This is a genomic window from Nodularia chucula CCY0103 (assembly GCF_963923915.1).
Lineage (GTDB): Bacteria > Cyanobacteriota > Cyanobacteriia > Cyanobacteriales > Nostocaceae > Nodularia > Nodularia chucula.
The window spans coordinates 1-14,879 of sequence record NZ_CAWUOL010000008.1; the positions used below are offsets into that span (position 1 = coordinate 1).

General features: G+C 43.0%; 12 protein-coding genes and 1 pseudogene. 2 read left to right on the forward strand and 11 right to left on the reverse strand.

Annotated features, from left to right (window positions below):
- Positions 1 to 163 precede the first annotated feature (163 nt).
- The 5 genes and pseudogenes from nifN to ACM0OP_RS04335 all read right to left on the reverse strand — a co-directional run.
- Positions 164 to 1,492, reverse strand: coding sequence for a nitrogenase iron-molybdenum cofactor biosynthesis protein NifN (gene nifN / locus ACM0OP_RS04315; RefSeq protein WP_414527159.1), 1,329 nt, complete (start codon positions 1,490 to 1,492; stop codon positions 164 to 166).
- 119 nt (positions 1,493 to 1,611) lie between these two features.
- Positions 1,612 to 2,979 carry a nitrogenase iron-molybdenum cofactor biosynthesis protein NifE gene (nifE, locus tag ACM0OP_RS04320; RefSeq protein WP_414527160.1) on the reverse strand — a complete coding sequence of 456 codons (1,368 nt, stop codon included), beginning with the start codon at positions 2,977 to 2,979 and terminating at the stop codon, positions 1,612 to 1,614.
- 217 nt (positions 2,980 to 3,196) lie between these two features.
- On the reverse strand, positions 3,197 to 3,526 hold the full coding sequence (locus tag ACM0OP_RS04325; protein WP_414527161.1) for a Mo-dependent nitrogenase C-terminal domain-containing protein: 330 nt from the start codon (positions 3,524 to 3,526) through the stop codon (positions 3,197 to 3,199).
- Between the two features lie 227 nt (positions 3,527 to 3,753).
- Positions 3,754 to 5,289 carry a nitrogenase molybdenum-iron protein subunit beta gene (gene nifK, locus ACM0OP_RS04330; protein WP_414527162.1) on the reverse strand — a complete coding sequence of 512 codons (1,536 nt, stop codon included), beginning with the start codon at positions 5,287 to 5,289 and terminating at the stop codon, positions 3,754 to 3,756.
- Positions 5,290 to 5,485: 196 nt separating this feature from the next.
- Positions 5,486 to 5,653: pseudogene (locus ACM0OP_RS04335) on the reverse strand (nitrogenase molybdenum-iron protein alpha chain); the annotation flags it as partial.
- A gap of 440 nt (positions 5,654 to 6,093) precedes the next feature.
- Here ACM0OP_RS04335 and ACM0OP_RS04340 point away from each other — a divergent pair.
- Positions 6,094 to 7,395 (forward strand): site-specific integrase, encoded by a 1,302-nt coding sequence (locus ACM0OP_RS04340; RefSeq protein WP_414527163.1) that lies wholly within the window; start codon positions 6,094 to 6,096, stop codon positions 7,393 to 7,395.
- A gap of 458 nt (positions 7,396 to 7,853) precedes the next feature.
- Positions 7,854 to 8,693, forward strand: a complete 840-nt coding sequence (locus ACM0OP_RS04345; RefSeq protein WP_414527164.1) for a hypothetical protein — start codon at positions 7,854 to 7,856, stop codon at positions 8,691 to 8,693.
- Positions 8,694 to 8,984: 291 nt separating this feature from the next.
- Here the strand turns inward: ACM0OP_RS04345 and nifD are convergent, their stop codons facing one another.
- The 6 genes from nifD to ACM0OP_RS04375 all read right to left on the reverse strand — a co-directional run bounded on the left by nifD (position 8,985) and on the right by ACM0OP_RS04375 (position 14,798).
- Positions 8,985 to 10,367, reverse strand: coding sequence for a nitrogenase molybdenum-iron protein alpha chain (nifD, locus tag ACM0OP_RS04350; RefSeq protein WP_414527165.1), 1,383 nt, complete (start codon positions 10,365 to 10,367; stop codon positions 8,985 to 8,987).
- Between the two features lie 129 nt (positions 10,368 to 10,496).
- Entirely contained in the window at positions 10,497 to 11,375 is an 879-nt protein-coding gene (nifH, locus tag ACM0OP_RS04355; protein ID WP_414527166.1) for a nitrogenase iron protein, read from the reverse strand.
- Between the two features lie 307 nt (positions 11,376 to 11,682).
- Positions 11,683 to 12,039: a group I truncated hemoglobin gene (locus ACM0OP_RS04360; protein WP_414527167.1), complete on the reverse strand. Its 357-nt coding sequence runs from the start codon at positions 12,037 to 12,039 to the stop codon at positions 11,683 to 11,685.
- 195 nt (positions 12,040 to 12,234) lie between these two features.
- On the reverse strand, positions 12,235 to 13,137 hold the full coding sequence (gene nifU / locus ACM0OP_RS04365) for a Fe-S cluster assembly protein NifU (protein ID WP_414527168.1): 903 nt from the start codon (positions 13,135 to 13,137) through the stop codon (positions 12,235 to 12,237).
- 108 nt (positions 13,138 to 13,245) lie between these two features.
- Positions 13,246 to 14,448, reverse strand: coding sequence for a cysteine desulfurase NifS (gene nifS, locus ACM0OP_RS04370; RefSeq protein WP_414527169.1), 1,203 nt, complete (start codon positions 14,446 to 14,448; stop codon positions 13,246 to 13,248).
- Positions 14,445 to 14,798, reverse strand: coding sequence for a DUF362 domain-containing protein (locus tag ACM0OP_RS04375; protein ID WP_414527170.1), 354 nt, complete (start codon positions 14,796 to 14,798; stop codon positions 14,445 to 14,447). Before ACM0OP_RS04375 ends, nifS begins: the two co-directional genes overlap by 4 nt.
- Positions 14,799 to 14,879 lie beyond the last annotated feature (81 nt).

Here is a 14,879-nt window from a genome sequence, read left to right on the forward strand (position 1 = left end):
ATCGGGTATCGGGTATCGGGTATCGGGGATTGGGTATCGGGTATCGGGTATCGGGGATTGGGTATCGGGTATCGGGTATCGGGTATCGAGAAATTAATGTTTATTCCCCAGTCCCCAGTCCCCAGTCCCCAGTCCCCAGTCCCCAGTCCCCAGTCCCCAGTCCCTAGTCCCCAGTCCCCAATTCCCACAAATGTTTAACTCTCTCTTCTTCGGCTTCTAAAAATAGGTTCCCGATGCCAAATAAAAGCTCCATTGTGCCTCGATAGCCAACTTTCGTAAAGTATCCATTTCCTAACCGGTCGTAAATGGGAATACCCAAACGATACATAGGAATCGAGAGACGTTTGGCGATCGCACCTACGTTAGAGTTACCAATTAATAAATCAGACCCAACCGCGAGTTGCTCAAAGTCATCTAAGTCACCAATGGTGACGCTTTTTACCGGGAGTTTTTCCAACAGAGGCGATCGCGTCGTTGTCACCACTGCATGAATTTGACTCCCCATCGATTGCAAGAAGTTCACCGTTGACCATAACAAATCTGGTTCCAACGCCAAAGAAACTCGCTTTGCACCAAAGTAAAAATGAGTATCCAGCATCGCATCTTGTAGCTGGCGACGTTGGCGACGGTATTTTTCTGGTACAGGTTGACTGCTGAGAATTGCCAATGCTTGCAGAAACTCATCCACTGGTTCCAATCCCGTCAGTTCACCAAACACCTCATAAGGGATGTTAAAGCGCTCCTCTAGGATTTTTGCCGCAGGTCGCATACTCTCGCCCAAAGCGATGGTAAAGGCGGAACTACCCACCTCTCGTAGCTGTTTTAAAGTAGTGCCACTAGCGGTGACAGCATTATAGCCGTCTTCCAAATGACCATCTAGAGAAGCACCAATATCAGGGACAATAATTGGCACTAAGCCAAAAGCAGTCACCATCTCCTTGATTTCCTGCAAATCCCCTGGTGTCAGAGAGGAACCCGCCAAAATCGTAACTTGTTCCGTTCTAATTCCCCCAGCCTTGGGGATTTCTCTGACAATACTTTCCACAGCCGCCGCAAAACCATCTTCCAGCGCTCCCTTGAAATCTGGAGTAGGGGCAAATACAATTGGTAAGTGATTTAATTCCGGATGGCGATCGCGGATATCCTTGAGAAAACGCTCAAGATCATCGCCTCTAGTTTCCGTTAACCCCGTACTACAAATACCAATAATATCCGGGTTTACCTTCTCCACCAGAGTCAGAATCGCCTGTTCCACATTTTCTTCCCCACCCAAAATAGTAGTGACTTCCGTCATGGCTGTAGTGGCCAGGGGAATAGCTTCCCGAAAATGCCGTACAAGCACAACTTTAGCGAAGGCAGTACAACCTTGAGAACCGTGGAACAAAGGGATCATTCCCTTCAACCCCAAAAAGGCTAAAGATGCACCCAAAGCTTGGCTTTGCTTCAGAGGATTAACAGTCAGTGGTTTATCGGGAAGATTAACAATCGCCATTGTATTAATACTAAGTTACGTGAATAGGTACTGGGGAGTAGGGAATGGGGAGTGGGGAGTGGGGAGTGTGGGGAGTGGGTACTAGGAACATTTCCCCCTGCACCCTGCACCCCTGCCTCTTATTCCCAAGGAGCGGGTTTGCGGATTTGTTCCCAAATCGGGCTATAAAGAGCTTCGTACAATTCCCGTGCCATCTCGACCATACCCACATAACCTGCGTAAGGATGGTGGCGTTCTTGGTTGATATCAAGGAAAGGAATCCGGGCTTTGAGTGCAGTGTATTGGTTACGACCACCAGCAATCAACATATCAGCACCAGTATCCTTCACCAGCTTTAACAATTCCTGAGCATTACCCTTTTCCATCATGATGCCATCATTACCAATTAACTTCTTGATGCGGGCTTTATCTTCCTCTGTACTCTTTCTGGTGCTGGTAGCCACAACTTCAATCCCCAAATCCTTAGCCGCCGAGATAATCGACCAACTTTTAACACCACCCGTATACAACACAACTCGCTTACCTTTGAGTCGAGCGCGATAAGGAGCCAAAGCCAAATCCAGAGCAGCAGTTTCCTCTGCAATTAACTTTTCTGTGCGCTCTTGCAAATCCGCATCACCCAACTTAGCTGCAATATTGCGTAGACAGCGATTCATATCATCAATGCCATAGAAAGACTCTTCAATGTAAGGAATGTTGTAACGTTCCTCCATCTTTCTGGCCATATTCACCAAAGCCCGTGAGCAGATCATCACATTTAGCTTGGCACGGTGGGCGTAACGAATTTCGTTATAGCGAGCATCCCCCGTTATTTTAGATAAAACACGAATGCCTAATTTTTCTAGCAGTGGTGTAACTCCCCACATCTCACCGGCGATGTTGTATTCACCGATCAAGTTAATATCATAAGGCGTAGTTTCTTCCGGTTCTGCTGTACCTACTACATAATCCAGCAAAGCCTCACCACCAAAGCGGTTGCCCAGATTTTTACTACCAATAAAGCCCGGCGCAATCACAGGGATAACAGGAATACCAGTTTTTTCGGACGCAGCCTTACATACAGCCTCCATATCATCCCCAATCAGAGCCGTGACACAGGTAGCGTACACAAAAATTGCTGGGGGATTGTAGCGATCGCTAACTGTTAAAATTGCCTGATAGAGCTTTTTCTCACCCCCGAAAATCACATCATTCTCAGTCAAATCAGTAGTAAAACTCGTCTTGTAGAGTTTAGGCCCAGAGGAGAGACTACCACGACTACCCCAAGAATTACCAGCACAGGCAATCGGCCCGTGAACTAAATGAGCCGCATCAGTAATGGGAACCAGGGCAATCATTGCACCATCAAAAGCACAACCACCTTGCGCTGCACCTGGTTGAGCTTGTTGAGTACAAGATTTATTTTTCTTCTCTGCCTGTTTGTGCTGATTATGTTCACATCCCGACTCACTCAGCAGCTCATTAATTTTGCCTTGGGTATTTTTCATCTCTCTTCTCTTTTTCTCTTCTCTTGCTGGATCGACAGTGTTAATATTTAGTTATCAGTTATTAGCCCATAGACTATTCACTGATTAATAGATTTCCTGCAAAAATCTTCTTTATTCCACATTTACCCCAGATAAATTATCAGTGTAAATTAGTGGCTTACTTCTCATAAAATTGACCTTTGCAAGATAGCTAGTGAGTCATAATTCAAGACAAAACCTAACAAATGTATTTCGTGATATCCTCTCCACACTCATCCGCAAGGTAAGACAAAGCACGAAACCGCATTCCCACAAACTCGTCATATAAAGGATTCAGTTTACACAGGGGTGGAATATGAAGAGTCCACCCAAAGACATTAATATTACGCTCAAAAGGACAACAGCAAGGAATTAATTGACAAATTACATGAGCCAACCTGTAATTTTTTACCGGAATCCCATCCACCCAACTACGCACAGGATTGAGCAGATTGTGGAACCAACCTGATTTTTTATCATTAGGTGGATGGTAATTAGGATGAGAGTGAGTGTGATTGATACTTTCCATAATCAATATATTAGGTAAATGCTAGAAACAAAAAGACAAAAAGGTAAGTTGGGGATTTGGGATTGGGATTTGGGATTTGGGATTGGGGATTGGGGATTGGCTATCGGGGATTTAACAATCTTTCCCCCTGCTGCCTCTTCTCCCTCTGCACCCTGCACCCTGCCCCCTGCCTCTTACTCCCTATTCCCCTTACTTACCCTTGATTAGCACGCTGCGTAATGCAATTCTTAACGAATCAAGTCGTAAGAAATATCGGTTTTACCAGCAATGTTGGTATTGTGATCGATATCGTCAAAGATTGTATTGACAATCCAGTTGAGCAAGTTGATCACACCTTGATAACCAATGGTGCTGTAGCGGTGTAAGTGGTGGCGATCCATGATAGGATAACCAATTCTGACGAAGGGAACCTTACAATCGCGCCATAGGTACTTACCGTAGGAATTACCAATCAGCAAATCTACAGGTTCGGTGAACAACAAGGAACGCATATGCCATAGGTCTTTACCGCCCCAGATGGTTGCGCCTTGACCAAAAGGACTAGAATCTAGTAAAGCTTGAAGTTCTTGCTCAAATACTTCATTCGAGTTGTTAACTAGGATGTGGACAGGTTCAGCACCCATTTCCAACATGAAGCCAACTACGCTGATGACTAAATCTGGCTCACCAAAGATAGCAAAGCGCTTACCGTGAACCCATGAATGAGAGTCAGTCATGGCATCAACTGCACGACCCCGTTCAATTTCTAGTTCTTCGGGAATAGCCTTACCACTTAGTTCGCTGAGTTTCATCAAGAACTCATCAGTACCCTTGATACCCCAAGGACGAGAAACTGAAGTGGGTTGCTTCCACTCTTTTTCAATGTATTCACGGGTTTTGGTGGTAGAATATGCTTGCAGAGCAATTGTAGCTTTACCGTTAATTGAATCTATGGCATCTTCTAGCTTTGTACCACCTTGATACATATTAAACTCACCTGTGTTGGGTGAATCCAAGTAGTCGCTGTTGTCAGCAAGAATGGTGTAGTCAAAGCCGAACAAGGAAGAAATGCGTTTGATTTCCCGGTTGTTGCCTATGTATGTATCAAAACCTGGGATAAAGTTGATTTTGCCGTTGCTGGTAGCCTTCTTCTTACCTGTAGTCAGGTTAGAAAGAATCCCCTTCATCATGTTGTCGTAACCAGTGATGTGGGAACCAACAAAGCTAGGAGTGTGAGCGTAAGGTACTGGGAAATCTTTAGGAACTGAACCAGCTTCTTTAGCGTTGTTGATGAAAGACTGTAAGTCATCACCAATTACTTCTGCCATACAAGTTGTGCAGACAGCAATCATCTTAGGCTTGTACAGTTGGTAAGAGTTCGCCAAACCGTCAATCATGTTTTGCAGACCACCAAACACCGCCGCATCTTCAGTCATTGAAGAAGACACAGTAGAGAATGGTTCTTTGTAGTGACGGGTTAAGTGGGAACGGAAGTAAGAAACGCAACCTTGCGCACCTTGAACGAAAGGCAGTGTACCTTCAAAACCAACAGCCGCAAAGATTGCGCCTAAAGGTTGACAGCCTTTGGCTGGGTTAATTGTTAAAGCTTCACGAGCGAAGTTCTTTTCACGATATTCCCAACCCTTAGTCCATTCAGCAACTCTTTCAACTTCTGCGGTGCTGTGACCGTTTTCAAATTCCTTCTTGTTTTGGAATAGTTGTTGGTATTCTGGTTGGTGGAATAACTCAACGTGGTCTTGAATATTTTCTGGATTTTGAGGCATTTCTACATCTCCAAACTTACTGAAGTCTTTCGTTACTAATCACGGAATTTTGTGGGGTGGGAGTGGAAATATCACTCAAAATTCAGAATGCAAAAATCAAAATAAACTCTTAACTTTTGAATTTTGAACCTTGAATTTCCGACTCCCCCTGGGGCTAAAACCCCAGGCTATCCCTACTTATCCCTTTGCCATTTCCCTAAGCTGTAGCCTTAACCTTAGCCGCAGCCTTTTTAGCTTGAGCTTTTTCGTTCCAGGGAGCGCCAATTAAACCCCAGGTTGGGCTGTTGAGTGCCAAATCCATATCACGAGCGAAGATAGCGAAGCCATCATAACCGTGGTAAGGACCGGAGTATTCCTTGTGATGCTTCTATAACTCTCACTAGCCTCATGTTTGCAATGAGCAGTGTCACTGATAAACATTGTTCGCCGATAACACATTTATTTTTAGGCTAAATATAGGCTAAATATAGGCTAAATCATAGCGATGCATATTCAGGGTCATATCAAGTCCGGTTGAATACTTACGAGACGCGAAAACCTGCCAAATCTTTGCTTTATCTCCCCTCCTCGCTTGCGGTCTGGGGTTGGGGGTGGGGTGACATGATTGTGGTAATCGTAACTAATTAAACGGAAATGATATTAGGGGTGGGGTGCAATTATTTATAGCACCCGCCAAGGTGGTTAGGACAAAAATGGATCATAAAACCCTTGTAATTAAGGAGTTTTAAGTCTGCCCCCTGCCCCCTGCTATACATTCGGCAGCCTTTGCAGATTTATCATCCTTGCAATCACATCAGCGAAAACATGAGAGCAAAAATATTACTAGAGTTAGACCAAGTAAATCTGCGTTTGAAGTCTGCAAAGACCAAGGTAACGGTGAGAGAATCACATGGAAGTCTGCAATTACGGGCGACTTTACCAATTAAACCTGGAGACAAAGATACAAAAGGTACTGGCAGAAAGCAATATAATCTCAGCTTGAATATTCCCGCTAATTTGGATGGACTGAAGACGGCTGAGGAAGAAGCATATGAATTAGGTAAGTTAATTGCTAGAAAAAGTTTTGCATGGAATGATAAATATTTAGGTAATGAGGGAATTAAACAGCAGTTTCAGACGATAGGTGAATTACTGGAAAAATTTGAAGAAGAGTATTTTAAAACTCATCAGCGCACTACAAAAAGTGAACATACTTTTTTTTATTATTTTTCCCGCACCAAGCGATTTACTAATCCGCAATATTTAGCCAGCCCAGAAAATTTTATCAGTGCCATTGAAAAAATTGATAAGGAATGGGCAAAATATAACGCAGCTAGAGCTATATCAGCATTTTGCCAGACATTTAATATAAAAATTGATTTGTCTCAGTATTCCAAAATGCCATTAAATAATTCTCGGAATATTCCCAGCGATGGCGAAATTACCACAGGATTTTTTAAATTTTCAGCATACTTAAATCATAGAGGTAATCAAGTTAATCAAAATGTGAAGGATAGTTGGCAGCTTTGGCGCTGGACTTATGGAATGTTAGCAGTTTTTGGTTTACGTCCACGAGAATTATTTATCAATCCTCATATTGATTGGTGGTTAAGTCAGGAGAATGCAGATTTAACATGGAAGGTGGATAAAGATTGCAAAACAGGTGAAAGGGAAGCGTTACCACTATATAAACAATGGGTTGAGGAGTTTGATTTAAGAAATCCCATATATTTAGAAATGTTGGCAACTGTGATTAGTAAGAAAGATCATACTAATCATGCTGATATCACTGCCTTAACTCAACGAGTTAGTTGGTGGTTTCGCAAAATTGGTGTAGATTTTAAGCCTTATGATTTACGTCACGCTTGGGCAATTCGGGCGCATATTTTAGGTATACCCATTAAAGCCGCAGCAGATAATTTGGGACATAGTGTGCAAGTACATACGCAGACGTATCAGCGTTGGTTTTCCCTAGATATGCGGAAGTTGGCAATTAATCAGGCTTTGAGTAAGAGGAATGAAGTTGAAGTCATGCGAGAGGAACATACAAGGTTGAGTATGGAGAATGAAATGTTGAAAATGGAGGTAGAAAAGTTAAAGATGGAGATGGTTTATAAGAGTAGTTGATTTTTATTAATTATAGTAAGACTTACTCAAGAAGTCTCTCAAAACCTCTTTTCTTTGTGTCCTTTATGGTATGCGTTTCGCGCACGCTACGCTTTAGCGGAGCTTACGCCTACGGCATACTACGTAAACGCTTTAGCGATACGTTTTTTCTCAGATACCCAATTAATTAATATAGTGCGTTGTAGTATGAGACAATACGCCCCAGGGATGATTTTTTAGTCACCAAACCGCGATCGCATTGAGTATCTTAGATGCGTGATTCTAGCAACAATGCCTACTGTTAACAATAACGAGTAATGAGTACAAACTGTGTAATAATAATTTGGCTAGAGTTTTTAGTCTCCGTTTTAATAAGTTAAAAGTCAAGCAAATAGACTGCATCTATTATATGAGGCTTAACTCAATGCATTTCACAGTAAGTAATATCACCTGAATATAATTAATTTTACTGACAACTCATGGCCATTTTACTAACCACCCTTTATACTTCCTGTAAACCAGAGCGTGCTGAAGAATTTTTATCCTGTCTGCAACGCAATTTGGAACATCCTGACATTGAGGCTGTGAAGCTTTTTTTGGAAATCAAAGATCAAGATACTGGCTATGATTATTTGGATGGATTTGACCACGAAAAGTTAGAAATTATTCCTGTACATCATCGTTCTACCTATGCAGAATTGATTGCAGTGGCAAATAACTGGGGAAACGATCAAGTAGCAATTATTGCCAATGGTGATATTTACTTTGATGAACATAGTGCTTTAGAACGCTCGGCAGAAATTACCCCCGGAGAATTTTGGGCATTATCTCGATATGAACCTACTCCAGATGGTAATTGGAAACTGTTTCATCATGCTATGGCTGGCGCACATGACTGTTGGATTTTTAGAACCCCACTATCTGAGTTTAAAAATAATTATCAATTGGGGATTCAAGGCTGCGATTTATTCGTAGCTCAACGAGCCATTGAAGCTGGCTTGAAAGTGTTAAATCCCTGTCTGAGCATCTTTCCTAGACACTTACATCAAGTTCCAGGAGTACGTAATCATAAACTTGATCCGATTCGTAAAACTAATTATTGGCATGATCCAGAATATGCGCCGTTGGGAACACAAACTTATAGCCCTCAACCCTGCTCCCTAGAAAACCGGGCTACTCTTTCTCTCCGTTCACCAATGTATATGGCTATGAGTTTTGTAGGACGTTGGTTATTACCAATCTATCGGTTTGAACCTCTGAAAAATCAACTTGACATTTGGAGAGGATATCAACCTTCTCATAAAGCCAAGGCAAAATAAGGGTAAAGTTTTTCAGGCGATCGCGCGCACAAGGAAAACACGCTATAATTATTTCTTTAGATCATGCGATCGCCCATTTTAATCTAAAAAAACAGCACTCAAAAAGTCTTCAACTTGACAATTGTAACTTCCAAAAAAATTAACTAAATCCTCAAAACCATATCTCAGAAGACTTATATTATCTCAAACATCAAAAATATCTACCTTCTAACTCACCCCAAAACATTCATTTAGACTAAAAATAAATTATATTTCATCTCACCATCAAAAAAATACCACTCTCATTGACTTTCACCACCTTTGACTAGGTTCGGAGTAATCCCAAGAGTGCATTTGACGGAAAGGTAAACCCATCTTTTGGAAGACGTACTTCTCTTTCACACCAGAAGCTACAAGGTCAGGCTTGAGGGCTTTGATAAACTCCTCAAATTCGTAGGCAGTTACGTCATCGTATACGATAGTGCCATTTTCGATATAGTGAGTGGTACGTTTGTAGTCGTCGTTGTGAGCGAACTCATAACCAGTACCAATCATCTTCATACCCAAATCTTGGAAAGCTGGGACAACGTGACGGGGGCGCAAACCACCAACCATCATAGCCACAGTCTTACCATCTAAACGGGGGCGATACTTGTTAACGATCGCATCCATTGTAGGCTGATACTTGGCAATAACCTTCTCAGCATTTGCTTGGATTTTAGAGTCAAACTTAGAAGCAATTTCCCGTAAAGATTCAGCAATCTTGGTAGGACCGAAGAAGTTGTATTCCAACCAGGGAATACCATATTTTTCTTCCATGTGACGGCTGATGTAGTTCATCGAGCGGTAACAGTGGATGAGGTTCATCTTCACATTGGGGGTCATCAACATTTCGTTGATAGTACCATCACCAGACCACTGAGCAACTACACGCAAACCGATTTCTTCCAATAAGATGCGGCTGGCCCAAGCATCACCACCGATGTTGTAGTCACCAATGATTGCTACATCATAAGGAGTAGAATCAAATTTCAGTGAACCGTCAGCCTTAGCTTTATCCGCTTTGGGGAATACCCAGTCACGAATCATGTCGTTAGCGATGTGGTGTCCCAAGGACTGAGAAACACCCCGGAAACCTTCACAACGAACTGGAATAACAGGCTTGTTAATTTCTTTTGCAGCTTTGCGAGCTACAGCTTCGATGTCATCCCCAATTAGACCGATGGGACATTCAGATTGAATGGATACACCACGGTTTAGAGGGAAGAGTTCTTCCAATTCTTGGATTAGTTTCAGTAGTTTCTTGTCACCACCAAAAACGATGTCTCTTTCTTGGAAGTCAGAAGTGAAGTCGATAGTACCAAAGGAATCAACACCTGTAGTACCAAGGTAATAGTTACGACGACCAGCCCAAGACCAGTAACCGCAACCAACAGGCCCGTGACTGATGTGGATCATGTCCTTAATAGGACCCCAAACCACACCCTTGGAACCTGCATAAGCACAACCACGAGCGGTCATTACACCAGGAAGGGATTTGACGTTAGATTTAACGCCGCAATCGCTCTTACCTTCTTCAAACACATTTAAGTGCTTTTCGCGTTTTTTCTTAGCTTTATCTGGGTAAGCACTAAGAACTTCTTTAATCAGTTCTTTTCTGTCGTCAACAATCTTGTTGTTTTCTGGAGGTGTCATTTTATCCTCTCCGATTGGTAGGTTTCTGGGAACAGGGGACTGAGAGTCCCCTCTAGGTTTAGTAGGGGGAGATGCAAGGGTGAAGGTAAAAGGTAAGATATAAAATTCTGCCTTTTTCCTCCGGTATTACTATTTAGCTGGCTTACCAACCAACATTGCAGCGTTTTCTTCGCTTTCAAGAATACCGAACTCAATCAACAATTCTTCTAGTTCTTCCATTTCGATAGGTGTAGGAATAGCTAAGTTTTTGTTGTTGATGATCTTGGTAGCCAATGTGCGGTATTCGTTAGCTTGGTTGCTTTCGGGTGCATATTCGTTAACAGTCATCCGACGCAATTCAGCGTGTTGAACGATGTTGTCACGGGGTACGAAGTGAATCATTTGGGTGTTCAACCGTTTTGCCAAGGTTTCGATCAATTCGATTTCTCGGTCAGTGTTACGGCTGTTACAGATTAAACCACCTAAACGCACGCCACCGGTGTGAGCATACTTAAGAACACCACGAGCGATGTTGTTAGCAGCGTACATCGCCATCATTTCACCTGATGTCACGATGTAGATTTCTTGTGCCTTACCTTCACGGATAGGCATAGCAAAACCACCACATACAACGTCACCTAATACGTCGTAAGATACGAAGTCTAAGTCTGTGTAAGCACCGTTTTCTTCTAAGAAGTTGATGGCGGTGATAATACCACGACCAGCGCAACCTACACCGGGTTCTGGACCACCAGATTCTACGCAACGAACGTTACGGAAACCGGTGAGCATTACTTCTTCAAGTTCGATATCTTCTACTGCACCACGTTCAGCAGCCAAGTGAAGAACGGTTGTTTGAGCTTTACTGTGTAGCATCAAACGGGTGGAGTCAGCTTTAGGGTCACAACCAACGATAAGAATGCGTTGACCCATTTCTGCCATAGCTGCTAGGGTGTTTTGGGAAGTGGTAGATTTACCGATACCACCTTTACCGTAGAACGCTATCTGTCTAATGTTTTCGTCAGTCATGATTGTTTATCTCCTGGAATTGGTTGGTTAGTGGGTCTGTTAGTTGACGTTCACGCCTGTTGAGCTACAGCAGTGAGCGGATGTAGAACGTCGCCGGAGGCGATTGTGCTTAAGCACACGCCGGAGGCGAACGCTCCACAGCAAATTCAATGGGTTTTGGTGTCATAATAGTTCGGGGTTAAGTTGATGTTTATTTTGTTTCCTTTGCCATTTGTCGAGTCAATGACAAAGGAATTACACACTTTACAAATATTTGGAGAAAATAAGTAGGATTTGACTAAGTTAATCTTTAATCAATGCAGAATCCCTACTTGTTTAAAATAGCGCCTTTCATGTTTGAGACGCGAGCTAATGCAGCGCTGGTGTCTTCTGCTGAAACTCCACTGGCCTTCATAGCTGCACTCAGGTGTTTGCTAACTGCATCAAAGTGTTGATCGTTCAGCTTCATCCCTGTGTGGGTTTTGTCCATTGGACGACCAGAATATTCTTTTGGTCCTTCCAGTATCTGAGCAAAGAAGGCGATTTGATGAGCGCGTTGTTTCGCCATATCGGTCTTAGCGAAAAACCCTTTGAGGCTACTGTCTGCCATAATGCTGTTGTGAAACGCATCAACTACTTTCTCAAGAGTAGGTTGTCCACCAATTTTTTCGTACAATGTAGTCATATCCTGTTCCTTTGCAGCGAGTTGGATCATGCAATTGGCAGTTAGGTGTAGAATACTTTCACCTATTTGCTATTGCTTTCTGTATTCAGTAGGAATGAAGCATTGATGTGGCGAAAATTAACTGGTTCAAATCCTACTTTCTTCTGCTGTTGAATGCTTAACAGATTCTATTTGTGCAGTGTGTAAATCTTCAGGTTATGGTTGGACTGCTTCAACTACCAAGTTCTTGCTCACACGTTCTTGTAACCTGGCTTCGATCGCAATCTTTAAGGTGGCTGTACTGCTAGAACAAGAACCACAAGCTCCTTGGAGTATGACTTTGACTTTATCGCCTTCTATGTCGTAAAGTTCTACATCTCCCCCGTCAGCAATCAATACTGGTCTGACTTCTTCATCTAAGACTTTCTGAATGAGTGCAATTCTTTGGACGTTGGTGAGAGGTTTTTGTGATTGCTGTAGAGACTGAGCAACTCCGGTACTTTGGTTGTTGAGAGCAGGTACGGCGGCTTTCTCCTTTACATCTCTTATAATATCATCAATAGTCGCTAAACAGGAACCGCATCCGCCACCAGCTTTTACATAATTTGTTACCTGTTCCGCATCAGTAAGATGATTTTCGAGAACCGCACGGCGGATTTTGGCTTCGGTGATTCCAAAGCAGCTACAAATTAATGCGCCTTCTTCCTCGTCATCATGGCTGGGTAGAGGTATGCCACGATAGTTATATATAGCGGCTTCTAGAGCTTCTTGCCCCATGACGGAACAGTGCATTTTGGCTTCTGGCAATCCGCCGAGGTAATCTGCAATCTCTTTATTCGAGACTTTCAAGGCTTCATCTAGGGTTAAACCTTTGACCATTTCGGTTAAAGCACTGGAAGAGGCGATCGCACTAGTGCAGCCAAAGGTTTGAAAACGTGCATCTAATATCTTATCAGATTCTACTTCCACTTTCAAATGCAGTCGCAGCGCATCACCACAAGCAATACTGCCAATTTCTCCCATTGCAAGTTTAACACCAGGTTCGCCAGTTTCTTCAATAGCTCCCTGATTCTTGGGATTGTAAAACAAGTCTAATACTTTATCTGTGTAGTCCCACATGGTCAATTTTAGATTTTAGATTTTGGATTTTGGATTTTAGATGAGGCACTAGGGCGGGATCAGGGATGAGGAAAAATTTCCCAATACCCAGTACCCATTACCCAATACCTATTTATGAATTAATGCTTGTTCTTGTCCTTGCAGCCAACCCGCATCATCATTAGTGAAGGGGGACATAGCGCGTAAACGTTCTATAATGCTGGGCATTACCTCGATCACCTTGTCAATTTCAGCTTCTGTAGTGTAGCGACACAGGCTGAAACGAATTGAACCGTGTAAGGTGGTGTAGGGTAAACCCATTGCCCGCAGGACGTGAGAAGGTTCTAAAGAACCAGAAGTACAAGCAGAACCAGATGAGGCACAGATACCGTATTTATTCAGGGAGAGCAGAATTGCTTCACCTTCAATGTATTTGAAACCAATATTTGTGGTGTTGGGCAATCTCTGCGTTGGGTCGCCATTAACTTCACAGTTAGGAATTTTGGCTAGTAAAGTTTGTTCCAGGCGATCGCGCAGTTTTCTTTCTCTTGTGGTAGCCTCTTCTAAATGTAAGAGTTCCAACTCTGCGGATTTACCTAGAGCAATAATCCCTGGAACATTCTCTGTTCCCGCCCGCCGGCCACGTTCTTGGTGTCCACCCAACAGCAAAGGACGGAAGCGCACACCGCGCCGCACATACAAAGCCCCAATTCCCTTGGGAGCATGAATCTTGTGACCGGACAGAGTTAACATATCCACAGTGCTAGTCTTCATGTTGAGGGGAATTTTTCCCACCGCTTGAACTGCATCTACATGAAAGATTGCACCATACTCTTTAACTCTTAACCCAATCTGCTCAATGGGGAAAACCGTACCAGTTTCGTTGTTGGCATACATAATTGTTACCAACGCGGTATTTCCAGTCAGAGAGGCTTCTAATTCCGCTAAATCTAACTGTCCCTGATGATTTACCGAAAGATAAGTAACACTGTAACCTTGGGTTTCCAGTTGTTTGCAGACATTCAAAACTGCTGGGTGTTCAACCTGCGTAGTAATAATATGTCGCCTTTCGGGTTGTGCCAACAGTGCAGCGCGAATAGCAGCGTTATCTCCCTCTGTACCACAACTGGTGTAGATAATTTCCGACTCATCAGCACCAATGAGGGCTGCTAGTTGTTGGCGTGCTGTTTTCAAAGCCTTACCAACTTGTCCACCAAAAGTATGCATACTAGAAGGATTACCGTAGTAGTCCCGCAGATAAGGCAACATCGCCTCTAAAACTTCTGGAGCTACCTTCGTTGTGGCATTATTGTCTAGATAAATGATGCTCATCCTGATACACCTATGACTTCGCTTTGATGGCGAGATAATTGCTCGGAAAATTTTTCGGAGTAATATTTAAACCAACGTTCCCAGTAATCTTGTTTCTTAGTTAACTTGGCTAAAGAACGGTTGTAATTTGCAAACCAAGTGTCCCAATAATCATTAGTTTGTTTCACGCAACCAGTGCAAGTAGGGCAACTAGCTTGACACTGAGGTACAGAGTAAACAGTACCAAAGCAGTTAGTGCAGAGTTCAGGATCAATCCAGTAATTACCGTCAATTACCTTCACTGCATTAGTGGGACATACAGACACACAACGATCACAGGAAATACATTGGCTAGTGATTTGGTAAGCCATGATTATTCTCCTTTTGAAAATGGGGAGTGGGGAGTGGGGAGTGGGGAGTGGTGCAGAAGGGGAGTTTTGCAATTCCCCATT